Below are 22,425 nucleotides of genomic sequence, written 5' to 3' on the forward strand. Positions count from 1 at the left end.
CTGGCGATATGCTGAATCTTCCTCCGCGCGCCGGTGTCCGCCTGGACGGCGCGCAATGGTCCAATCTGCACACCTTCGCGGCGGCGGCGCGGCATCTGAGCTTCGCCCGCGCCGCGGCAGAGCTGTGTCTGAGCGCCAGCGCGGTCAGCCATCGCATCGCCCGGCTGGAACGGGCGCTGGGCACCCGCCTGTTCCTACGGTTGACCCGCAGCCTGAGGCTGAGCGAGGACGGCGCACGCATCTATCAGGCCTGGCTGGCCGGTCAAGCTCAGCTGGAGGCCGCGCTGAATCCGCAGGAGGAAGCCGAGCCGGCCGGCGCGGTGGCCTTGTACGCGCGGCCCTCGCTGGCGCAATGCTGGCTGGCGCCGCGGCTGGCGGACTTCGCCGCGCGTCATCCGCGCATCGCGCTGGACATCCGCAGCGGCAACGAAATGGTGGATTTTCGCAGCTGGAATATCGACCTGGCGCTGTATTACTCGGCCGGCGAGTTTCCCGGCCTGGACGCGCAGCGCCTGATGGATGAGCAAGTGGCGCCGGTGTGCAGCCCGGAGTACGCGGACAGGCACGGCCTGCGCGACAATCCGGCGGCCTTGGCCGCATGCCTGCTCTTGCACGACGCCCAGGCCTGGGAGCGGGCGGCTCACGATGCCGAATGGCGGGAGTGGGCGCGGTGTCATGGCGTGGCGCTGCCGGCGCGGGGCATCAGCTTCGACCGCTCCGAGCTGTGCGCGCAGGCGGCCGCGCATCACGCCGGCGTGGCGCTGGGGCGGCGGCGGCTGGTGCAAGCGTTGTTGGATCGCGGCGAACTGATGCTGCCGCTGGGGCCGTTTCAACCCTTGGGGCCGCAAGCTTATTACCTGGTGCGCCCGCCGCAGGCGCCATCGCCGCGGGTGCGCGCGGTGATGGACTGGCTACGGGCTTGCGCGGCGGATTAGGCGGCCCGACTTCCTCTTTTCATTCCCGGCCTCTCGCGCGGGTTCCCGGCGGCATGCTAGTCTGCTCCAGTTCAATGTCATGAAGATTGCCGGAGGCGCTTGATGATCACCCTGTACCAGTTCGGCCCGGCCCTGGGCCTGATGGACCCCAGCCCCTTCGTGGTGAAGGCGGATTTGCTGTTGAAGCTGTCCGGCCTGCCTTACCGCCGCGAGCGCGGCGATATGCGCAAGGCGCCCAAGGGCAAGCTGCCCTGCATCGACGACGATGGCCAGATCGTGCCGGACTCCACGCTGATCCGCCTGCACCTGGCGGACAAGCACGGCATCACGCTGGACGCTGGCCTCAGCGAGGAGCAGAAGGCGCTGGCCTGGAGCGTGGATTGCATGCTGGGCGAGCATTTCTACTGGGGCATCGTGCATGAGCGCTGGATGGTGGACGCGTATTTCGAGCGCGGTCCCAGCGTGTTCTTCAAGGGCGTGCCGGCCTTGCTGCGCGGCTTGGTGACGAGGCTGGTGCGGCGCAAGGTGCGCGCCAATCTGCAGGGGCAGGGCATGGGCCGTTTCAGCGTGGCGGAGCGCCTGCGGCTGCTGGAGGCGGACGTGGCGGCGCTGTCAGCCTTGTTGGGCGAGCAGCGTTATTTCATGGGCGACACCGCCACCTGGATAGACGCCAGCGTCTACGCCTTCGTCAGCAGCGCGCTGACCGACGCGATGGGGGAAACCCCGTCGCGGGCGCTGATGCTGGCAAGGCCGAATCTGGTGGCCTATGCGGAAAGACTGAGGGCCGAGTTTTACAGTGGATAGGCTGGCTGGGCCCACAGCGCCGCGGTAAGAACCTGTTTACGATCTGCTGCGCGTCGTGAAGCGTTGCACGGTGAGGACAAGCTCAAAATGCTCATGTACCACGAGTACATTCCGCTTTTTCGCTCGTTTTCGCCTTGTCTCGCCTTAGCTCGCGAGACTTTGAACAGGCTCTAAGACAAAAACAAAGGGGAAAACATGAAGATGAGCAGACTGCTGCCCTTGGCGGCTTCATTGTGCGCGGCCGGCGCCTGGGCCGACGCCGCGCCGGATTATGGCCGCTACGGCATTGATTTGAACGGCATCGATCCGGCGGTGCGGGTGCAGGATAATCTGTCGCTGCACGCCAATGGCCGCTGGATCCAGAACACGGTGATTCCGGCCGAGCGCTCCTCGGCGGGCGTGGCGGAAACCTTGGTGGACCGCAATCTGGAACGGCTGCGCCAGTTGATCGAACAGGCCGGCCAGCGTACGGACGGCGGCGCGGAAGCGGGGCAGATCTCCGCGCTATACCGCAGCTTCATGGACGAGGACGCCATTGTCCGGCGCGGGCTGGAGCCGCTGCGCGAATCGCTGCGGGCGGTGGCCGGCCTGGGCTCGGCGGCGGAGGCGGTGCGCTATATGGGCCGCTTGCAGGATCAGCCGGTGGATACGCCGTTCCGCTTCTACGTGAGCCAGGATTCCAAGAATTCCGCCGCCTACCTGGCCGGTGTCGGCCAGTCCGGCCTGGCGATGGACCAGGACTACTACCTGGGCAAGTCCGCCGACTTCGCCGCCGCGCGCCAAGCTTATCAGGCCTATCTGGAACGGCTGTTCACGCTGGCGGAACTGGACCAGCCGCAAAGCCGCGCCCGCGACGTGCTGGCCTTCGAGACTCGGCTGGCGAAAATCCAGTGGACCAATGTCGAGAACCGCGATATCCAGAAAACCTATAACAAGCTGAGCCGGGCCGAACTGGCGCGCCGGCAGCCCGGCTACGATTGGCCGGCCTTGCTGAGCGATGCCGGCCTGGGCGCGGCCGAGCATCTGAACCTGGACCAGCCCAGCTATCTGCTCAAGCTGGCGCCGCTATTGCGGGCCACGCCGGCGGCCACGCTGCGTAATTATCTGCTGGCGCGCACGTTGGACGCCTATGCGCCCAGCCTGACGCCGGCCTTTGTCGACGCCCATTTCGATTTCTACGGCAAGACCCTGGAAGGCCGCAAACAGAACCGGCCACGCTGGAAACGCGGTGTGGGCATGGTGGAAAACGGCCTGGGCGAGGCGCTGGGCAAGCTCTATGTGGCGCGCTACTTCACGCCGGAGGCCAAGCGCCAGGCCGACGAACTGGTGCGCAATCTGCTGCAGGCCTACGACCAGTCCATCGACACCCTGGACTGGATGAGCGCCGCCACCAAGCGCCAGGCCCATATCAAGCTGTCCAAGTACACGCTGAAGATAGGCTATCCGGACAAGTGGCGCGATTACGGCGGCCTGCAGCTGGCGCCGGACGACCTGGTCGGCAATGTGCGGCGCATCGCGAGCTTCAATTACCGCTATATGAGCGGCAAGCTGGGCCAGCCGGTGGATCGCAAGGAATGGAGCATGACGCCGCAGACGGTGAATGCCTATTACAACCCGGCGAATAACGAGATCGTGTTCCCGGCCGCGATTCTGCAAGCGCCGTATTTCGACCCCGGCTTTGATCCGGCGGTCAACTACGGCAGCATAGGCGCCACCATAGGCCACGAAATCAGCCATGGCTTCGACGATCAGGGCAGCCAGTTCGACGGCGACGGCAATATGCGCAACTGGTGGACCGCCAGCGACAAGGCGCGCTTCAAGGCGGCCACGCGCAAGCTGGTCAAGCAGTACGGCCGCTACCAGCCGGTGCCCGGCCATCATGTCAACGGCGAGCTGACCCTGGGCGAGAACATCGCCGACAACGCCGGCCTGGAAGTGGCGTACAAGGCCTATCATCTGGCGCTGGCCGGCAAGGACGCGCCGGTGCTGGACGGCATGAGCGGCGATCAGCGCTTCTTCATCGCCTTCGCCCAATCCTGGCGCAGCAAGAGCCGCGACGAAGCCACGCTCAAGCAGCTGGTGTCGGACCCGCACACGCCGGACCTGTGGCGGCCCATCGGCACCGCCAGCAATATGGAGCCCTTCTACCAGGCCTTCGGCGTCAAGCCGGGCGACAAGATGTATCTATCGCCCAAGCAGCGTTTTCATCTGTGGTGGTGAGCCGTTAGCGGAGCGTGAAGCGTTGCTCAGACTGAGCGCTTGAGCCGGCCGGGCGTGAGCCCGGCATGGCGGCGGAACATGGCGATGAAGGCGCTGTCCTGCGCATAGCCCAATTCCGCCGCCACCCGGCTGACACTTTCCCCCTCGGCCAGCAGCCGGCTGGCCTCCATCATTTTCAATTGCCGCCGCCAGGCGCTGAAGCTGAGTCCGGTCTGTTGCTGGAACAGCCGATTGACGGTGCGCGCGCTGGCGCCGGCCTGGGCGGCCAACTGCTCCAGCGTGGCCTCGTCGCCGGGCTGTTGCAATAGCTGCTCGGCAATGCGCAGTAGCCGCCTATCCTGCGGCAAGGGCAGGCTCAGCGCCTGCTCCGGCGCGCGGCCGGCCTCGTCCAGCAACACCTCCACCAGTCGCTGCCGCGCCGGCTCCAGCGGCGTCAGCGGCCATTCCGCCACCCGCACGATCAACTCGCGCAGCAGCGGGCCGACGGCGATGACCTGCGGCCGTTGCGGCAGCGCGGGGTAGACCGCGGGGTCGAAATACAGGCTGCGATAGGCGAAAGGCTTGCCGGTTTCGGCCTGGTGCCACAGCCCGGAGGGAATCCAGGCCGCCATCGTCGGCGGCAGCACGCAGCGGGTGTGGCCGATGCGGATCTGCAGCACGCCGCTGACCGCGTACATCAGTTGCGCGCGCCGGTGACGGTGCAGGCCGGAGTCATGCGGCGCCGGCGCGTCTATGGCCATGCCGACGATGGGATCGGCGAGCTGGTCCGGGTCCGGCGCCGTGGCGGGCAGGTAGCGCGGCATCTTGTCCGATTCTCAATGTTTTATGGCTATCCATCGATAATAGACGGGCTTTCATCCTCCTACAATCCGTGCTCAATTGTTTTAGGGAGGACGAAATGAAAACCGCGATCCGGGCGGCGCCGCTGGCGCTGCTGATTTTATTGCTGGGTTTTCCGCAATTGAGTGAAACCATTTACGCGCCGGCCTTGACCGAGATCGCCCAGGCTTACCGCGTCAGCGCCGGCCAGGCGCAGTTGACGATGAGCGTGTATTTCCTGGCCTTCGCCTTCGGGGTGGTGTGCTGGGGACGTTGCGCAGATCTATACGGACGGCGGCCGGCCTTGCTGGCGGCCTTGCTGTGTTACGGCGCCGGGGCGGGCTTGGCCTGGCTGAGCCGCGATTTCACCGTGCTGCTGCTGGCCAGGCTATTGCTGGCCTTCGGCGCCAGCGCCGGCTCGGTGGTGGTGCAAACCATGCTGCGCGACCGTTACCAGGGACCGGCGCTGCTGGCGGTGTTCGCCACGGTCAGCGCGGTGCTGTCCTTGTCGCCGGCGCTGGGCCCGCCGCTGGGCGCTTTGCTGGTGGCCGGTTTCGGCCATCTGGGCGTGTTCTCCGCATTGGGCGCGCTGGCCTTGCTGCTGCTGACGCTGTCGTGGCGTTTTGTCGGCGAGACCCGACCGGCGGACCTGCCGCCGCCGGCCGCCTTGGGCGCGGTGGCGGCCAGCATGGCGCGAGATCCGCGGGTGCTGGCCACGGTATGGCTGGTGGCTGGCTTCAATCTGCTGCTGTTCGGCTTTTACACGCTGGCGCCGTTCACGCTGCAATTGCTGGGCATGCCGGCCTGGTTGTTCGGCGTCAGCGGCTTGTTGGTGGCCGTCGGCGGTTTGTTCGGCGGCGCGGTCAACCGCCGGCTGGCGGCGCGCGGCGGCGCCGAGCACTTGCCACGGCTGGCCTTGATCGCCGCCGGCGCGGCGGCCCTGGTCCAGATGTTCAGCGCCTGGCCGGGTTTGTGGCCGGCGCTGGCGGCCGGCGTGCTGCTGGCCAGCCAGTTGGCGATTTCCGCGGCCTTCGGCTGCGCGATTCCGCCGCTGCTGGCCGGGGCCTTGCGGGATTACCGCCAGGTGCAGGGCACAGCCGGCGCGGTGTTGGGCTTGATGTACTACCTGCTGATCGCCGGCGGCCTGGGCTTGCTTGGCGCGGCGTATCAGCCGCATGCCTGGTACCAGCCCTTGGCGATGGTGTTGCTGTGCGCGGCGATGTGGCCGGCGGCGCGGCGATTGAATCGGTAGGGAGTTGAATATCCTGTCTGCTTCATGGCATTGTGTTAAAAATATCAAACAGAAATGGAGGGTAGAGCGATGAAGCAGGCCAGCGATATCATTGTGTTCCAGCGCCACGATGTGGCGGTGGAATCTTTTGTGGCGGCCGAGGATCGCCGCGTCGCCGGCGAATGCCGGCAAACTGTGGCCAACCACTATTCCGATCCCAGCGGTCAGTTCCACGCCGGCATCTGGAGCGGCGGGCTGGGCTGCTGGAAAGTGCGTTATAGCGAGCATGAGTTCTGCACGCTGCTGCAGGGCCGGGTGCGCGTCAGCGACGAGGCCGGGCACAGCGTGGAGTTGACGCAGGGCGATCACTTCGTGATTCCCGCCGGCTTCGTCGGCACCTGGCAGGTGCTGGAGCCGGCGTGCAAGACTTACGCGGTGTTCGAAGCGAGCCGCGCCGAATGAGCCGCAACAAACAACAGCCCCGCAATGCGGGGCTGTTTTTCGTGGCGCAGTGCTGGTTTAAAAGGTGAAACCGGCGCCGATATACATGCCGTCCGCCAGGCGGCGGTTGCGGTCGCTATTCTTGCGCTCGATATCGAAATAACGGTAGCCGGCTTCCACGGTGAAGGGGCCGATAGGGTTCCAGCGCACGCCGGCGGCGAGGTCGCTGACATTCTTGACGCTGCCGCTGGCCATGCTGTCGCCGCCGTAATAGGCCTGGCCGTAGAGGCTGACCTTGGGCGCCAGCTGGATATTGGCGCGGCCGCCGAGCAGGGCGGCGGTGCCGGAGCCGCTGCTGGGGTTGAGCCCCATCAACTTGCCGCCGGCGGCCAGGGTCACCGGGCCCAGCGGAAACGCAAACTCCAGGCCGGCGCCGCCGGCATTGCCGTTGTGGTCGCTGTTCAGGTAATCGATGGACAGGCCCAGGCCGGCGCCTTGCGGAGTGCGGCTGAACTGTTGGAAATCCTTGCCGGCGATGAAGTTGTAATCGGCGGCGTGGGCGGTGGCGGTCAGCGCGAGCAGCGCTGCGGCGCTGAAGGACAGGATTTTCATAGGGTCACTTCTCTTGGGTGAGTTCGACAATAAGGGAAGTGACCGCTATTTAAATAACAAGTTCTGCGCGCAAGCAAATATTCGCAGGTGAATTATTCACTGGCCAGCAGATTTTCCAGCTCCAGCAGCCGGGTCTTGAGGGCGGCCACTTCCGCTTCCAGCGCGGCGACGCGGCCGGCAATGCCCACCTCGATCACCCCGCAACCATTGTCGACGGCACTGGGCAACAGCTGCGGCTCGCCGCTGAGCAAATGGGCCCAGCGCGCTTCGCGCTCGCCGGGCTGGCGTTCCAGTTTCAGCACCAGCGGCGGATATTTGTCGGCCAGCGCATTGAGCGCGGTTTCCACTTCCTCCACGCCGCTGAAGCCGTAGATGCGGCCGGAGCGGGTGCGGATCTCCGCCGCGGTCTGCGGCCCGCGCAGCATCAATAGCGCCAGCGCCGCCAGCCGCGCGCCTTCTATATTCCATTCATAATTGAGCCTGTGCTCGTACTTGGCCACCCGGCTGCCGGCCGGCAGCCGCTCGGCCACCAGTTTCCTGGCGATCAGGCTGTCCAGCGCCGCGCTGAGGTCGGCTTCGGACAACTGCATCACCGGTTCGCGGCTGGTCAGTTGATTGCAGGCCGAGGCCAGACCGTTCAGGGTCATCGGATAGGCGTCCGGGGTCAGCGCCTGTTTTTCCACCAGGGCGCCCAGCGCGCGCACTTCGCGCGCTTCCAGTTGATGTGTATCCATCATGTCTCCGCTAGAGGCTGCCGGCGCCTGGAGCGACGGCGGGCCGGATTGGCATGTAGCGATTCTAGCGCGGTTGGCGCCATGACCGCACGGTGAGATCATGGCCACGGCTTGACAGCGGGCGGAGCGCTTGCCAGTCTGTGCGGTTTTTGGCTTTGCGTGGGAGGGAGCGATGACGCGAGTGGATGTATTGCTGGTGGAACTGGGGCTGGCGGCGTCGCGCACGGCGGCGCAGAATCTGATCGCCGCCGGACGGGTCCGTTGCGATGGCGCGCCGGTGAGCAAGCCCAGCCAGAAGTGCGCGCCGGACAGCCGTTTCGACATCGCCGCCGACCCGGCCGACCGCTTCGTGTCGCGCGGTGGCTTGAAGATGCTGGGCGCGCTGGAGGTTTCCGGTTTCAACCCGCGCGGCGCGCTGGCGCTGGACGTGGGCCAGTCCACCGGCGGTTTCAGTGATTGCTTGTTGCAGCAGGGCGCGCAGCGGGTGGTGGGCGTGGATGTCGGCCACGATCAATTGCATGCGCGGCTGCGCGCCGATGAGCGGATACGCTATTTCGAAGGGGTGAACGCCAGGGCGCTGGACCATGCCGCCTTGCTGGCGGCCAACGACGGCCTGCCCTTCGATCTGATGGTGTGCGATGTGTCCTTCATCTCGCTGACCCTGGTACTGCCATCGGCCTTGCCGCTGATCCGCCCGGGCGGGCATTTGCTCAGCCTGGTGAAGCCGCAGTTCGAAGTGGGCCGCGAGGGCTTGGCCAAGGGCGGCATCGTCCGTGACGAGAGCTTGTACCCGCGGGTGCAGGACAAGATCCGCCAAGCGGTGGGGGAACAGGGCTTCGAAGTGCTGAAGTGGTTTGACAGCCCGATCACCGGCGGCGACGGCAACCGCGAATTTTTCGTCTACGCGCTCAAGCGCTGATACCTGCCGGCGCGGGGCGATGTCGGATGACAAGGGCATCGCCAAACCCGCGCGCGGCGTCTATCATTCGACTTGGCCGAATTCGCTCTGCTCGCTGCGCAACACCATCACCGGACAGTTGGCGCGGCGCAGCAGGTTCTGGGCGAAGCTGCCCAACAGCAGATGCGCGATGCCGCTGCGGCCATGGGTGCCGAGCACGATCAAGCCGGCCTGGTGGCTGTCAGCGTAGCGCACCAGCAGTTCCGCCATATCGGTGCCGCCGTCCCAGCTTTCCGCCATGTGGATCTGCACTTGGGCGACGCCGGCTTCGACCGCTTGCTTGCGCGCCTGCTCCAGCACACGGTTGCCGTCGCGGAAGGCTTGGTCGTGCAGCTCATGGGTGCCGAGCAGGCCGACGCCTTCCACCGCCAGGTCGCGCAGGCTGGCGATATGGAACAGGGTCAGGCTGGCTTTGCAGAACTTGGCGATGCGGATGGCTTCTTGTAGCGCCTTATCGGAATTGCTGCTGCCGTCCAGCGCGGCGATGATGTGTTGGTACATGTTCTTATGTCCTTTGTGGCAGTGAGACGATGGGGCTTGGCGCCGCTAACAAAACCTCAGGCAAGGCGCTCCGACGCAGGCAGCACTCGAGTGCGGCAAGCCGGCGCAACGCAGCATCAGGGCTTGGTTAGCCGCTCTTATTGGGACAGCATATCGCGGCCGGCGATATAGGCCAAGTTTGCCTGGTTGGGGTTTGACTTGAAGCAAGCCGCGGTCCCAGCCGCGCCGCCGCTTGGCGCGCGGCCGTTGACGATGGGGCGGGACGGCGTTTTACAATTCGATTATCTGATTAAAGGTTTGATGGGAATGGCGGTATTTCTATTGATCATCGGCGGCTGTCTGCTGGCTTTGCTGGCCTGGGTGCTGTATTCGCGCCGCGGACCGCGTCCGGAAAAACGCGCGCGCGCCGAGGACAAGGTGTATGCGCTGAACACCCAGATCCGCAGCGTGGAGCCGCCCGAGCACACCACCGGGGTGGCGTTCGGGGTCTTGCTGAAAGCCGCGCGCGGCGACCGCGCCGCGGTGGAGAAGTGGATCGTGGCGGAACAATACCGCGGTAGCGTGCCGGTCAGCCGCGAAGAAGCGATAGAGTTGCTGGCGCGGCGGCTGCTGCTGAGCCGCAACTGAGGCGCTTGGCGCGAGGCAATCAAACAGGCCCGCGTCAGCGGGCCTGTTGGCATTGGTCAACGGGTTTTCAGGCCAGCAGGCCCAGGTATTGACGCTCCCACGGCGTAATCTGGCTATGGTAGTGAGTCAGCTCCACCTCCTTCACCGCCAGATAGGCGGCGCTGAATTCGGCGCCGAACAACTGCTTGGCGGCTTCGCCGGCGGCCATCGCCTCGCAGGCGGCGTCCAGCGTGCTCGGCAGGCTGGCGCGCTCGCTCTTGAACACATTGCCGCAGGCGGGCTCGCTGGGCCGCAGCCGGCCTTCCATGCCGAGCAGGCCGGCGCCCAGGCTGGCGGCCAGCGACAGATAGGGATTGGCGTCGCAGCCGGGCAGCCGGTTTTCCACGCGGCGCCCTTCCGGACCGGACACCGGCACCCGCAGGCCCACCGAACGGTTATCCAGACCCCAGCTCAGATTGACCGGCGCGGCCATGCCCTTGACGAAGCGGCGGTAGGAATTGGGGCTGGGGCAGAATAGCGGCATCAGTTCCGGCAGATAGCGCTGCAGGCCGGCGATGAAGCCGTGAAACTCTTCGGATGCCTCGCCGTCGGCGCGGCTGAACACATTGTCGCCGTGCGAGTCCACCACGCTCTGGTGCAAATGCATCGAGCTGCCTGGCTGACCCGGCAGCGGCTTGGCCATGCACACCACGCTGAGGCCGTGGCGGTTGCCTATTTCCTTGAGCGCGGTCTTGAACAGAAAGGTCTGGTCGGCCAGCGCCAGCGCATCGCCGTGCTTGAGGTTGATCTCGAACTGGCTGGGGCCCATCTCGTGGACAAAGGTATCGGTGGCGATGCCCAGCATTTCGCAGGCGCGGTACAGGTCGTCGAAATAGGCTTCCAGATCGTTGAGCGAGGAAAAGCTGAAGGAGTCGAAGCCGGCCTCGCGGCGGCCGCTGCGCAGCGTCGGCGGCTGAAACGGCTGTTGCGGGTCGCCGTGGGCGGCGAAGATGTAGAACTCCAGCTCCGGCGCCACCACCGGCGTCCAGCCGCGCGCGGCGTAGCGCGCCAGCACCGCTTTGAGGGCCGAGCGCGGCGCCAGCGGCGCCAGGCTGCCGTCGTGGTCCACGCAATCGCAGATCACGCTGGCGCGCGGCGTGGTGGCCCACGGCACCTGGCGCAGGGTGGCGAAGTCGGGGACCAGGGTCACGTCCGGATCGTGCTCGCCGTAGTAGCGGTAGTCCGGGAATTCTCCAACGCAGCTTTGGATGGGCACCGCGCGCGCGATGCGCAGCGGCTGCCCCTTGATGAAGGCCTTGGCCGGCAGGGTCTTGCCGCGGGCAAAACCGTGCACGTCGGCGAACGCCAGTTCTACGTCACGAACATTCTGCTGGATCAGCCATTCGGCGAGTTCCGCCGGGATGGTGGCCTGGGACATGAGTCTCTCCCGATGCGCTTGCGCATTATTGTTTGCATGTTTGGGTCTGTCTGTCCGTGGCTTTGTTTTATTTTTTGGAGCGTTTGCTCTGCGGCCATTATGCCATCAGGGAGGGGCGGGAGAGCAAGCCCGGCGTTCGAGATGCTCAGCTGCGGTGCGCGCGCTCGGTTTTCCCCGCCGCAACGCCTAGTCGCGCCCAAGCGCGCGAGATCGTAAACACGCTCTTGGCGCAGCAAAAAGCCCCGGCGGACCGGGGCTTGGGGATGCGAGGCGGGAGAACGTTTATAGGCGGAAACGGCCCACGGTCTGCTGCAGGGTATCGGCCTGCTGGTCGATGGCGCGCACCGCTTGCACCGCGTTGCTGACCGAGTTCTGGGTTTCTTCCACCACGCCGGCCACTTGCTCGACGTTGCCGGCGATATTGGTGCCGGCCTGGCTCTGCTCGCCCATCGCCACCACCACATTGTGCACATGTTCCAGCGCCTGGCTGGCCTGTTTGCTGATGGCGTCCAGCGTCTGGGCCGCCTGCTGCACCTGTTCGACGCCGCCTTCCACCGCCGGGCGGATGTCGTCCATCTGGCTGGACACGCTGCCGGTTTCGCTGACCACCGCCTGCACGATGGTGGAAATCTCATCGGTGGCGGTGGCGGTGCGTTCCGCCAGCTTGCGCACTTCGTCGGCCACCACCGCGAAGCCGCGGCCCATCTCGCCGGCGCGCGCCGCCTCGATCGCCGCGTTCAGCGCCAGCAGATTGGTCTGGTTGGCGATGTCGCGTATGGTTTCGGCGATGCCGCTGATATTGCGCGTGCGTTCAGCCAGCTTGCCCACCATATCGCTGGCGTTATGCACCTGGCCGGCGATATTGCGGATGCCGTCGGCCGCCTGAGCGGCCAGCGCCTCGCCCTGGCGCGCCAGCTCCACGGTGTCGCGCGAGCCGGATTCGGTGTCGCGGGCGCTGGCGGTGACGTGATCGATGCTCACCGACAGCTGCTCGATGGCGGCGGCGGCGGAACTGGTGGAAGAGCTGGCGACGCCGGACACGTCGTGCACCTTGTCCATATCGCTGGAAAGCTGACGGCTGGCCTGGTTGATGTTGGAGGCGGCCAGGCGGATTTCCTCTATCATCTGGCGCAGCTTCAACTGCATCTCACGCATCGCCGCCAGCAGGCTGTGCGGCGGGCCCTGCACCGCGATGTCGGTGCCCAGATCGCCGTCGGCGATGGCCTTGACCACTTGCGCCGCGTAATTGGGATCGCCGCCCAGCGATTGCATGATGCTGCGCGACACCAGGAAGATCAGCGCCGCCAGCGTGATCATGCCGATGACGGCGATGATCAGCAGCGTGCGCGCCTGGCTCCAGAACAACTGGTCGATGTCATCGATGAAGATGCCGGTGCCCACCATCCAGCCCCAGGGCTCGAAGCGCACCACGCCGTTGAGCTTGGGAAACTCTTCCTTGCTGCCCTTGCGCGAGGTCTGGATCGTCACCAGGCCGTAATGGTCCTTCTGCAGCGCTTCTTCATACACCGCCACCGTGGTGCGGCCGTCCGGCAGCGTGCTGCCCATGTCCACCTTGCCCACCCGGTCCTTGCTTGGGTGGAACATCACCACGTTCTGCGGATTGCGGCCGAAGAAATAGATATCGTCCACCTTGAGCGCATTGAGGGCGGCGATGGCCTGTTTCTGGGCCTCCGCGCGCGGCAGCCCTTTTTCCTCCAGTTTCTGGAAGTGGCTCATGGTGCCTTCGGCCATGCGTAGCAGGTGGGTGATTTGCTCGCGCTTTTCCTGGCCCAGGGTGGCGCGGGTGGACAGCAGCGCCACGGTCGCGATGCTGAGCAAGGCCAGCAGGCTGGCCGCCATGATGATGAACAGTCTGGTATTGACCCGCATGATGTTCGCTTTTCGAAGGTGGATGTGTAATTTTGGGCTATAGGCCCTGCTTTTGCCGGCGGCAAATAGAGGACCGGCATTATCGCCTGTTCTAGTATGGTTTTATGACATTACAAGCAACAAGATCAAGGGTTTGGTATTAATTGGTATTAATACGAAATAAAGCGCGCCGCCAGCGGGGGGCTGGCGGCGCGCTTGCGAGGGTTTGGGCTTAAACCTGTTTATGATCAGCCGCGTGTCGGCGATACGGCGTTGAAAGCACCTTCAGAATGCTCAGTACCATTTGTACACTCCGCTTCTTCAGCTGTTTTCGCCTTGTCTCGCCTTGGCTCGCGAGAGCGTAAACACGTTCTTAGTCGTGGGCCTGCAGGCGGCCGCTGGCGATGGCGGCCTTGAATACCTGGTAATCCGCTTCCACCTGGTCGGCGTAGGCCAGCGCGTAGCTGGCGATGGCTTGGTCCAGCTTGTCGCTGTCGCCGACATAGCCGGCCAGTTTGGCGGCTTGGCCGCCGGATTTGGAGTGCGCGCGCGCCAGCGCCCAGGCGCAGGCCTGGCCGTAAGCGGTCAGCGCCTCCGGCGCGGTGAAGGCCTCCAGCGACGGTGCCGCTTTCATGTCGCGCAACTGGCGCACATAGAAATGGCGGCCGGCGGGGCCGGTGGTCCAACCCAGGAACAAATCGCTGGCCGCCTGCATCAGGCGCTGGCCGAACACCACGCGCTTGCCCTGATGGCCGTGCACGCAGGCCTGGGTGTAGGGCTCCAGCACCGAGGGCCGTGCTTCTTTCAATTGCAGGAACAGCGGCTGGTCGAAATTGTCTTGCAACAGCATCACCAGACAGCGGGTGCCCACGCTGCCCACGCCCACCACCTTGAACGCGCAATCCACCAACCGGAAGCGCTCCAGCAACTGGCGGCGGTCTTCTTTCAAGGTGGTGATGTAGTTGTCCAGCATCGGCTTGACCAGGGCCTCGGCATCGCTGGTGGACAGCCAGCTGTCGTCGTTGTCCAGCAGCGTGTTCTTGTCGTGCAGATGGAAGATCACCGGCGGGTTGTCGCGCAGCCGCAGCGTGCCGTCTTCCAGCTCAGTCATCTTGGGCAGCAGTTTTTCCTGGGTCTGATGCCTGGCCTTGTCCGACAGCTTGAGCATTTGCTGGCGAATGGCGTCGGTGGGCGCGCGTTCCAGCAATTGCTCGAAGCCCACCTTGGTGTACCACAGCTCCAGCTGTCCCATGCGCGCGTACTCGTTGACACGGCGGCGGTAGACCTCGCTGGCGCGGCACACCATGTCCCGGGCCTGGCTTTCGCTGAAGCCCTGGCCGCGCGCGGCCAGCACCAGGCTGACGGCCAGCCGCTTCAAATCCCATTCCCACGGGCCGTGGTGGGTTTCGTCGAAGTCGTTGATGTCGAAGATCAGCTGCCGCTCCGGCGAGGCGAAGAAGCCGTAGTTCATCAGATGGGCGTCGCCGCAGATCTGCAAGTTCAGGCCGCTGCTGGGATTGGCGGCCAGATCGGCGGCTTGGATCATCGCGAAGCCGCGGAAGAAAGTAAACGGCGACACCTGCATCCGGCTATAGCGCAGCGGAATCAGGCCGGGCACGCGGCCTTGCGAGGTCTGCTCCACCATCGCGACCACGTCGCGCGGCGCGCTGAGACGGTTTTCCGCTTGCAGGGTGCGGGAGCAGGCCTGGCGCAGCGCCTTGCCGGCGGCGTAGTGCAGTTCATACTTGGGGTGGTAATTGGCCATGCGGACTCCTGGCGACAGAGGTTTTTTGTCCAGTTTAACCGCTGCGGCGGATTTGTCATGGAACTCGTGCTTATCCACAGAGTTGTCCCCTGTTCATCCACATTGCACACAAGCAGGGCAGGTCCATTTAAGTTATGCACAGGGCGCTTCGGAGGCTAGTCCTTGGCGTGACAGGCGGTTTTTCGCTATTTACGTCATTTATCCACAGCTTTGTGCACAGACTGTCCACAACATCCACAAGCACTGGCCTGGCCGCCAGCGCTATCCACAGCGCGGGGGCTTAGAACCTGTTTACGATCTGCTGCGCGTCGGCGATACGGCGTTGAAAACGTCTTCGAAATGCTCATGTACCGCTTGTACATTCCGCTTTCTCAGCCATTTTCGCCTTGTCTCGCCTTAGCTCGCGAGATCGTAAACAGGCTCTTAGCCGGATTGGGCGCAGCTATTGACCAATTTACGCCAAGCCTTGCTATAGCTGAGGCCATGGGTGTTCACCGTCAGTTTGCTGGCGTCGCCATCCGGTTTGATCTTGATTTCCAGGCCGTCCTTATTGGTGGCGGGGTTGGTCAGACGCACGACTTCGCCACCGTTGGCGCCACGCTCGCGCTCGATGTATTCGCTGGGAATGCGCAGTTTACGCATGCTGTCCTCCAGGCAGCGCGCCACCGCTGGCGGCTCGGCCTTGGATTTCAGCGTGGCGACGGGGTCGTTCAGACTGGCGAGGGCCGGCATCACGGCGCAACTCAGTGCGACGCCCAGCGTGGCTTGGAGTAATAGGGATTTGCAGTGTTCGATCAGATTGGGCATGGCTTTCTTGCGGGAAGGACTACGGTACCAAGCTTGGAAACGCGGTGCCGCGCGCAAGTTCTAGTCAGGCCAGTTGCAGGTGTTAAGGAGTTTGAGACAGCGGCTCAGCCGTGCAGCGCCACGGATTCGCCGACGATGGCGAGCAGCAGCCAGATTTGCCAATAACTGCTGCGCGCCAGCGAGTCGGCACCGCGCAGTTCCAGGCTGCGCTGGATACGCAGCTGGCTTTGCCAGCGCAGCAGGCCGCGCGAGGCGCGAATCTCCAGCAGCAGCAGCGGCGCCAGGGTCAGCAGTTTGAGCAGGAACAGCGGTTGTTGCAGGCGGGCGGGGTCCAGCGACAGCAGGCCGAGGCCGCTGACGGTCCACAGCGCCAGCGCCAGCAGCCACCAGCGATGGCTGCGGAACAATTGCGGGGTCTGGTTGGGGAACTGCTGCTGGCGCAGCAGGCCGGCGCGGCTCCAGAGCGCGGCCAGGCCGGCGCCCAGCGCCAGTAGATGCAAGCTTGCCAGCAGCCAATGCCAAAACATGGTTTGCCTCCCGCCCCCAAGAGATGCCCTACACGGTAAACAGGGGCGCAGCGGCTGGCAAGCTTATTCGGTCGGCCGCTTGAGCGCGCGCGGGCTCAGTCGCCGAAGCGCTGGCCTGGCTGGGCGCGGCGCAGGAAATCCAGCATTGCAGGCACCTGCTCCGCGCCTTCCGCCGGCGACCAGGCCGCCTGGTTCTGTGGCTGCAAGGGCAGGTAGGGGCCGTGCTTGACTTCGAACACCACGCTGCCCGGCAGCAAGGACACCACCGAGTGCCAGGTATTGGCCGGCATTTCGAACACCTTGGCGCCGTCTTCGCCCAGGCGGTGGCGGCTTTGCACCACGCCGGCCTCGTCGAACACGATCACCTCGAAGGCGCCGCTGAGGGCGATCAGCATCTCCCAGCTGTGGTCGTGGCGGTGCGGACGGACATAGGTGTCCGGCTCCATGGCGATGGCCAGGCGCTGGATCGGGTCTTCCAGTTGCTGGTGGAAGTTATGGTTGGCGCGCAAGCGCGGCGCACAGGCGGCTTTGGCCGACAATTCGGCCAGGTCTTGTTGCTTCAGGGTCAGCATCGGGGTTGCCATGAGAAAGATGTGATAGCGCGGATTATCAATGAAAACGCCGCCGGCAGCGAGGCCGGCGGCGTAGCGAAAGCCGGTCAAGCAAGCGGCCTTCGATGCGGGGGGATCAGGAGCGGATCTGGCCGTCGCCCAGCACGATCCACTTCTGGCTGGTCAGGCCGGTCAGGCCCACCGGGCCGCGCGCGTGGATCTTGTCGGTGGAAATGCCGATTTCCGCGCCCAGGCCGTATTCGAAACCGTCGGCGAAGCGGGTGGAGGCGTTGACCATCACGCTGGCGGAATCCACCTCGCGCAGGAAGCGGCGGGTGCGGCCGTAGTCCTCGGACACGATGGCGTCGGTGTGGTGGCTGCCCCAGTGATTGATGTGCTCGATGGCGTCGTCCAGGTCCTTGACCACCTTGACGGCCAGGATGGGCGCCAGGTATTCGCTGGCCCAGTCCTCATCGCTGGCCGGCCATACCTTGTCGCCCAGGATGGCGCGGGTGCGCTCGCAGCCGCGCAGTTCCACGCCTTTTTCCCAATAAGCCTCGGCCAGGCGCGGCAGGATGAATTCCGCGAAGGCGGTGTGCACCAGCAGGGTTTCCATGGTGTTGCACGTGCCGTAGCGGTGGGTCTTGGCGTTCAAGGCGATGTCGAAAGCCTTGTCCGGGCTGGCGGTATCGTCGATGTAGACATGGCAGTTGCCGTCCAGATGCTTGATCACCGGCACCCGCGCCTCGGCGCTGATGCGGGCGATCAGGCCCTTGCCGCCGCGCGGCACGATCACGTCCACGTATTGCGGCATGGTGATCAGCTCGCCCACCGCGGCGCGGTCGGTGGTGGCCAGCACCTGCACCGCCTCCGGCGGCAGGCCGGCTTCGCGCAAGCCCTCGTGCACGCAGGCGGCGATGGCCTGATTGCTGTGGAAGGCCTCGGAGCCGCCGCGCAGCAGCGCGGCGTTGCCGGATTTCAGGCACAGGCCGGCGGCGTCGGCGGTGACATTGGGCCGCGCCTCGTAAATGATGCCCACCACGCCCAGCGGTACCCGCATCTTGCCCAACTGAATGCCGGACGGGCGATAGGCCATTTCGCTGACCTCGCCCACCGGGTCCGGCAGCGCGGCGATCTGGCGCAGGCCTTCGGCCATGCCGGCGATGGTTTTTTCGTTCAGCGCCAGCCGGTCCAGCAGCGCCGGCTCCAGGCCGGCCTTGCGCGCCGCTTCCATGTCCTGGGCGTTGGCGGCCAGCAGCTGCGCCTGCTCGCGCAGGATGGCGTCCGCCATCGCCAGCAGCGCGCGGTTCTTCTGCGCGGTATCGGCGCGGGCCAGCTCGCGGCTGGCCTTGCGGGCGGCCTTGCCCGCCTGTTGCATATAGTCTTTGACGTTCATCGTGGAAACTTCCAAGAGCCAGAATAGAGAGTTGACTCTGAGAGTAAACCAAAGCGGGAAGGGGAGCCAGCATGGAGCGCATGGCGCCGGGGAGCGCGCGGATGCGCGGGGAATAAGGCGGTTTTATTAGATGATTGAGGGATAAGGGTATTTCACAATATTATTTATGGATATAACAGTCCTTGGGTATAGTCGGGAACATCGCCGATCATCCATTAAGAAAAGGTCTGTCCATGAAGCTCCGTCTCGCCCTGGCCGCCCTGCTGCTGGCCGCGTCCGGCTCCGCGCTGGCCGATGCCACCCTGCTCAATGTGTCCTATGACGTGATGCGCGACTTCTACAAGGACTACAACCCGGCCTTCCAGAAAGCCTATAAGGCCAAGACCGGCGAAACCGTCACCCTGCAACAGTCGCATGGCGGCTCCAGCAAGCAGGCGCTGGCGGTGGCCAACGGCCTGGCCGCCGACGTGATCACCATGAACCAGGCCACCGATATCGACCTGCTGGCGAGCAAGGGCCTGGTGCCGGCCAACTGGGCCAGCCGCCTGCCCAACCACGCGGTGCCGTTCACCTCCACCATCGTGTTCCTGGTGCGCAAGGGCAATCCGCAGCAAGTGCGCGACTGGAGCGACCTGGCCAAGCCGGGCTTGAAAGTGGTGATCCCCAATCCCAAGACTTCCGGCAACGGCCGCTACAGCTATCTGGCGGCCTGGGGCTATGCGTTGAAACAGCCGGGCGGCAACGAAGCCAAGGCCCGCGAGCTGGTGGGCAAGATCTTCAAGAACGTGCCGGTGCTGGACGGCGGCGGCCGCGCCGCCACCACCACCTTCATGCAGCGCCAGATCGGCGACGTGCTGGTGACCTTCGAGAACGAGGCGGAAATGATCGCCCGCGAATTCGGCCGCGGCGGCTTCGAAGTGGTTTACCCCAGCGTGTCGGTGCTGGCCGAGAACCCGGTGTCGGTGGTGGACAAGGTGGTGGACCGCAAGGGCAGCCGCAAGCAGGCGGAAGCCTATCTGCAATACCTGTGGAGCCCGGAAGGCCAGAAGCTGGCCGCCGACAACTACCTGCGTCCGCAAGATCCGGCGGTGGCCAAGCAGTTCGCCGCCCGCTTCCCGGCGGTGAAAACCTTCACCGTGGCCAGCGTGTTCGGCTCCTGGGCCGCGGTCAATCAGAAGCACTTCGCCGACGGCGGCAGCTTCGACCAGATCTTCAGCAAGAAATGAGCGCGTGATGGCGGCCAGCGGCTTCAATCTGATCAATAAGCGCCACTCGGTGCTGCCCGGCTTCGGCCTGTCCTTCGGCATCACCTTGTTCTGGCTGGGCCTGATCGTGCTGCTGCCCTTCGCCGCGCTGCTGTGGTCGGCGCACGGCATGGGCTGGGCGGCCTTCGTCGACGCGGTGGCCCATGAGCGCGTGGCCGCCGCCATCCGCCTGTCCTTCGTTTCCGCCGGCATCGCCGCGCTGATCAATCTGCTGTTCGGTTTCCTGGTGGCCTGGGTGCTGGTGCGCTACCGCTTTCCCGGCAAGCGGCTGATAGACGCGCTGGTGGACCTGCCGTTCGCGCTGCCCACCGCGGTGGCAGGCATCGCGCTGACCACGCTGTACGCGCCCAATGGCTGGATAGGCCAATACCTGGAGCCGCTGGGCCTCAAAGTGTCGTTCACCCCGCTGGGCATCATCGTGGCGCTGACCTTCATCGGCCTGCCCTTCGTGGTGCGCACGGTGCAGCCGGTGCTGGAAGACCTGGAGCGCGAGCTGGAAGAAGCCGCCACCTGCCTGGGCGCCGGGCGCTGGGACATTTTCCGGCGCGTGATCTTCCCGGCGGCGCTGCCGGCCTTGATCACCGGCGGCGCGATGGCCTTCGCCCGCGCCACCGGCGAATACGGCTCGGTGATCTTCATCGCCGGCAATATCCCGATGGTGTCGGAGATCGCCCCGCTGATCATCGCCGCCAAGCTGGACCAGTTCGACCAGAACGGCGCGGTGGCGGTGGCGCTGGTGATGCTGGCCATCTCCTTCCTGTTCCTGTTCGCCATCAACCTCATCCAATGGTGGGCCGCGCGCCGCCACGGCGCGGGTAAATAACATGCAAAGCCTGACCACTGAATCGCGCACGGTGCGCTATCTGCTGACCGGCCTGGCACTGGCCTTCCTGTTCCTGTTCCTGCTGGTGCCGCTGCTGGCGGTGTTCTGGGAAGCCTTCCGCAAGGGCTGGGACTTGTACCTGGCCGCGCTGGTGGAGCCGGACGCCTGGGCGGCGATCAAGCTGACGCTGACCGCCGCCGTCATCGCCGTGCCGCTGAACCTGGTGTTCGGCGTGGCGGCGGCCTGGGCCATCGCCCGTTTCGAATTCCGCGGCAAGAGCTTCCTGACCACGCTGATCGACCTGCCGTTCGCGGTGTCGCCGGTGGTGGCCGGCCTGATGTACGTGCTTTTGTTCGGCGTCAACACCGCGCTGGGCGGCTGGTTGCAGCAGCACGGCCTGCAAGTGATCTTCGCCGTGCCCGGCATCGTGCTGGCCACCGTCTTCGTCACCTTCCCCTTCGTGGCCCGCGAACTGATCCCGCTGATGCAGGCCCAGGGCGCGGACGAGGAGCAGGCGGCGCTGGTTCTGGGCGCCTCCGGCTGGCAGACCTTCTGGCGCGTGACCCTGCCCAATGTCAAATGGGGCCTGCTCTACGGCGTGATTCTGACCAATGCCCGCGCGATGGGGGAATTCGGCGCGGTCAGCGTGGTGTCCGGCCATATCCGCGGCCAGACCAATACCATTCCGCTGCATGTGGAAATCCTGTACAACGAGTACAACTTCGTCGGCGCCTTCGCCTGCGCTTCGCTCTTGGCCTTCCTCGCCCTGGTCACCCTGGGCGTCAAGAGCCTGGTGGAGTGGCGGATGGCGCGACAGAGCGACGCCGCCGCGGAACGCAGCGCGGCCGCTCGCCTGGCCGCCGCCGGCCGCGCCATAGCCAAGGACCAGCCCGCATGAGCATAGAAATCCGCAATATCCGCAAACAGTTCGGCGACTTCGTCGCGCTGGACAATGTCAGCCTCAACGTGGAAGCCGGCGAACTGCTGGCGCTGCTGGGGCCGTCCGGCTGCGGCAAGACCACCTTGCTGCGCATCATCGCCGGCCTGGAACGGCCGGATGCCGGGCAAGTGCTGTTTTCCGGCGCCGACGCCACCCACACCCATGTGGCCGAGCGCGAAGTGGGCTTCGTGTTCCAGCATTACGCGCTGTTCCGTCACATGACGGTGTTCGACAACGTGGCCTTCGGCCTCAGCGTCAAGCCGCGCAAGAGCCGGCCCGGCAAGGACGAGATCCGCGACAAAGTGATGCAGCTGCTGAAAATGGTGCAGCTGGACTGGCTGGCGGACGCCTATCCCGGCCAGCTGTCCGGCGGCCAGCGTCAGCGCATCGCGCTGGCGCGCTCGCTGGCGGTGGAGCCCAAGGTGCTGTTGCTGGACGAACCCTTCGGCGCGCTGGACGCCAAGGTGCGCAAGGACCTGCGCCGCTGGCTGCGCGATCTGCACAACGATATGCACATCACCAGCGTGTTCGTCACCCACGATCAGGAAGAAGCGCTGGAAGTGTCGGACCGGGTGGTGGTGATGGACCACGGCCACATCGAGCAAGTGGGCCGCCCGGACGATATCTACGAAAACCCGGCCACGCCCTTCGTCACCCAGTTCCTGGGCGATGTGAATTTGTTCCACGGCCGCATCGAGCGCGGTCAGCTGCAGATCGGCGGCTACGCCCATGCGCTGGAAGGGCTGAGCCTGGCCAGCGGCGACGAGGCGGTGGCCTATGTGCGCCCGCATGATCTGGACCTGTCGCGTCAGGCCGACGGCGCGCTGGCGCAGGGCAGGGTGGAGCATATCCACGCGGTGGGGCCCATCGTGCGGGTGGAGCTGGTGCAGGCCGACGGCCGGAGCATTGAGGCGGCGGTGAGCAAGGAGCGTTACCGCGAGTTGGCGGTAGTGCCTGGCGACAGCCTGTATGTGACGCCGAAGAAGTTGTCGGTGTTTGCCAAGCCGGAAGGTCAGGATTACGTGATTTGAGTGTTGCGGCCAGCGTTGGCGCTGAGTCCGTTTCGTTGGAAAGAGAAAAGCACCGTTCGTCCCGATAAGGGGGAACGGTGTTTTTTTATGGCCTTTGCTAAGAACCTGTTTACGATCTGCTGCGCGTCGGCGATACGGCGTTGAAACCGAGC

General features: G+C 65.2%; 22 protein-coding genes. 11 read left to right on the forward strand and 11 right to left on the reverse strand.

Annotation, left to right across the window (positions count from 1 at the left end):
- The first annotated feature begins 8 nt into the window (after window positions 1–8).
- The 3 genes from dsdC (at window position 9) to ACE3QM_RS17620 (ending at window position 3,959) form a co-directional block, all read left to right on the forward strand.
- Entirely contained in the window at window positions 9–935 is a 927-nt protein-coding gene (gene dsdC / locus ACE3QM_RS17610; protein ID WP_374423690.1) for a DNA-binding transcriptional regulator DsdC, read from the forward strand.
- 102 nt (window positions 936–1,037) lie between these two features.
- Window positions 1,038–1,739, forward strand: coding sequence for a glutathione S-transferase family protein (locus ACE3QM_RS17615; protein WP_374423692.1), 702 nt, complete (start codon window positions 1,038–1,040; stop codon window positions 1,737–1,739).
- Window positions 1,740–1,934: 195 nt separating this feature from the next.
- Window positions 1,935–3,959 carry a M13 family metallopeptidase gene (locus ACE3QM_RS17620; protein ID WP_374423695.1) on the forward strand — a complete coding sequence of 675 codons (2,025 nt, stop codon included), beginning with the start codon at window positions 1,935–1,937 and terminating at the stop codon, window positions 3,957–3,959.
- A 26-nt stretch (window positions 3,960–3,985) separates the two neighbouring features.
- Here the strand turns inward: ACE3QM_RS17620 and ACE3QM_RS17625 are convergent, their stop codons facing one another.
- Entirely contained in the window at window positions 3,986–4,762 is a 777-nt protein-coding gene (locus ACE3QM_RS17625; protein ID WP_374423697.1) for a helix-turn-helix domain-containing protein, read from the reverse strand.
- A 95-nt stretch (window positions 4,763–4,857) separates the two neighbouring features.
- Here ACE3QM_RS17625 and ACE3QM_RS17630 point away from each other — a divergent pair, with 95 nt between their 5' ends.
- Window positions 4,858–6,030 (forward strand): MFS transporter, encoded by a 1,173-nt coding sequence (locus tag ACE3QM_RS17630; protein ID WP_374423699.1) that lies wholly within the window; start codon window positions 4,858–4,860, stop codon window positions 6,028–6,030.
- A 69-nt stretch (window positions 6,031–6,099) separates the two neighbouring features.
- Window positions 6,100–6,471: a cupin domain-containing protein gene (locus ACE3QM_RS17635; RefSeq protein ID WP_374423701.1), complete on the forward strand. Its 372-nt coding sequence runs from the start codon at window positions 6,100–6,102 to the stop codon at window positions 6,469–6,471.
- Between the two features lie 57 nt (window positions 6,472–6,528).
- Here the strand turns inward: ACE3QM_RS17635 and ACE3QM_RS17640 are convergent, their stop codons facing one another.
- Window positions 6,529–7,062, reverse strand: a complete 534-nt coding sequence (locus ACE3QM_RS17640; protein ID WP_048408338.1) for a YfaZ family outer membrane protein — start codon at window positions 7,060–7,062, stop codon at window positions 6,529–6,531.
- Between the two features lie 92 nt (window positions 7,063–7,154).
- On the reverse strand, window positions 7,155–7,796 hold the full coding sequence (locus ACE3QM_RS17645; RefSeq protein WP_231462162.1) for a YceH family protein: 642 nt from the start codon (window positions 7,794–7,796) through the stop codon (window positions 7,155–7,157).
- A 172-nt stretch (window positions 7,797–7,968) separates the two neighbouring features.
- Between ACE3QM_RS17645 and ACE3QM_RS17650 the strand changes: the two genes are divergently transcribed.
- Entirely contained in the window at window positions 7,969–8,715 is a 747-nt protein-coding gene (locus ACE3QM_RS17650; protein ID WP_374423703.1) for a TlyA family RNA methyltransferase, read from the forward strand.
- Window positions 8,716–8,778: 63 nt separating this feature from the next.
- On the opposite strand, the gene ACE3QM_RS17655 is transcribed toward ACE3QM_RS17650, so the two are convergent.
- A complete protein-coding gene (locus ACE3QM_RS17655) occupies window positions 8,779–9,255 on the reverse strand; it encodes a universal stress protein (protein ID WP_374423705.1) in 477 nt (158 codons plus the stop codon).
- 306 nt (window positions 9,256–9,561) lie between these two features.
- Between ACE3QM_RS17655 and ACE3QM_RS17660 the strand changes: the two genes are divergently transcribed.
- Window positions 9,562–9,882 carry a hypothetical protein gene (locus ACE3QM_RS17660; protein ID WP_048408429.1) on the forward strand — a complete coding sequence of 107 codons (321 nt, stop codon included), beginning with the start codon at window positions 9,562–9,564 and terminating at the stop codon, window positions 9,880–9,882.
- Between the two features lie 67 nt (window positions 9,883–9,949).
- Here the strand turns inward: ACE3QM_RS17660 and ACE3QM_RS17665 are convergent, their stop codons facing one another.
- From ACE3QM_RS17665 to ACE3QM_RS17695, 7 genes are all read right to left on the reverse strand, one after another.
- Window positions 9,950–11,299: a glutamine synthetase family protein gene (locus ACE3QM_RS17665; protein ID WP_374423708.1), complete on the reverse strand. Its 1,350-nt coding sequence runs from the start codon at window positions 11,297–11,299 to the stop codon at window positions 9,950–9,952.
- Between the two features lie 282 nt (window positions 11,300–11,581).
- A complete protein-coding gene (locus ACE3QM_RS17670; protein WP_048408333.1) occupies window positions 11,582–13,189 on the reverse strand; it encodes a methyl-accepting chemotaxis protein in 1,608 nt (535 codons plus the stop codon).
- A 352-nt stretch (window positions 13,190–13,541) separates the two neighbouring features.
- Window positions 13,542–14,933 (reverse strand): DUF2252 domain-containing protein, encoded by a 1,392-nt coding sequence (locus ACE3QM_RS17675; RefSeq protein WP_231462165.1) that lies wholly within the window; start codon window positions 14,931–14,933, stop codon window positions 13,542–13,544.
- A gap of 423 nt (window positions 14,934–15,356) precedes the next feature.
- A complete protein-coding gene (locus ACE3QM_RS17680; RefSeq protein ID WP_048408331.1) occupies window positions 15,357–15,740 on the reverse strand; it encodes a hypothetical protein in 384 nt (127 codons plus the stop codon).
- A 104-nt stretch (window positions 15,741–15,844) separates the two neighbouring features.
- Window positions 15,845–16,267, reverse strand: a complete 423-nt coding sequence (locus ACE3QM_RS17685) for a DUF2214 family protein (protein WP_374423711.1) — start codon at window positions 16,265–16,267, stop codon at window positions 15,845–15,847.
- Window positions 16,268–16,362: 95 nt separating this feature from the next.
- Window positions 16,363–16,839, reverse strand: a complete 477-nt coding sequence (locus tag ACE3QM_RS17690) for a WbuC family cupin fold metalloprotein (RefSeq protein ID WP_374423713.1) — start codon at window positions 16,837–16,839, stop codon at window positions 16,363–16,365.
- A gap of 115 nt (window positions 16,840–16,954) precedes the next feature.
- Complete coding sequence (locus tag ACE3QM_RS17695) at window positions 16,955–18,214, reverse strand: glutamate-5-semialdehyde dehydrogenase (protein ID WP_048408329.1); 1,260 nt, start codon at window positions 18,212–18,214, stop codon at window positions 16,955–16,957.
- A 233-nt stretch (window positions 18,215–18,447) separates the two neighbouring features.
- Here ACE3QM_RS17695 and ACE3QM_RS17700 point away from each other — a divergent pair, with 233 nt between their 5' ends.
- From ACE3QM_RS17700 to ACE3QM_RS17715, 4 genes are read left to right on the forward strand one after another with little or no spacing between them, the layout of a single operon-like run.
- Window positions 18,448–19,440 carry a sulfate ABC transporter substrate-binding protein gene (locus ACE3QM_RS17700; protein WP_048408328.1) on the forward strand — a complete coding sequence of 331 codons (993 nt, stop codon included), beginning with the start codon at window positions 18,448–18,450 and terminating at the stop codon, window positions 19,438–19,440.
- Window positions 19,441–19,447: 7 nt separating this feature from the next.
- The gene (gene cysT / locus ACE3QM_RS17705) at window positions 19,448–20,302 is read left to right on the forward strand and encodes a sulfate ABC transporter permease subunit CysT (RefSeq protein WP_048408327.1); all 855 of its coding nucleotides are present in this window, start codon (window positions 19,448–19,450) and stop codon (window positions 20,300–20,302) included.
- A 1-nt stretch (window position 20,303) separates the two neighbouring features.
- Window positions 20,304–21,200, forward strand: a complete 897-nt coding sequence (cysW, locus tag ACE3QM_RS17710; protein WP_048408326.1) for a sulfate ABC transporter permease subunit CysW — start codon at window positions 20,304–20,306, stop codon at window positions 21,198–21,200.
- Window positions 21,197–22,273: a sulfate/molybdate ABC transporter ATP-binding protein gene (locus ACE3QM_RS17715; protein WP_374423717.1), complete on the forward strand. Its 1,077-nt coding sequence runs from the start codon at window positions 21,197–21,199 to the stop codon at window positions 22,271–22,273. The genes cysW and ACE3QM_RS17715 overlap by 4 nt, the downstream gene beginning before the upstream one ends.
- Window positions 22,274–22,425: the final 152 nt, after the last annotated feature.

Source organism: Chromobacterium sp. (genome assembly GCF_041912965.1).
Classification (GTDB): domain Bacteria; phylum Pseudomonadota; class Gammaproteobacteria; order Burkholderiales; family Chromobacteriaceae; genus Chromobacterium; species Chromobacterium aquaticum.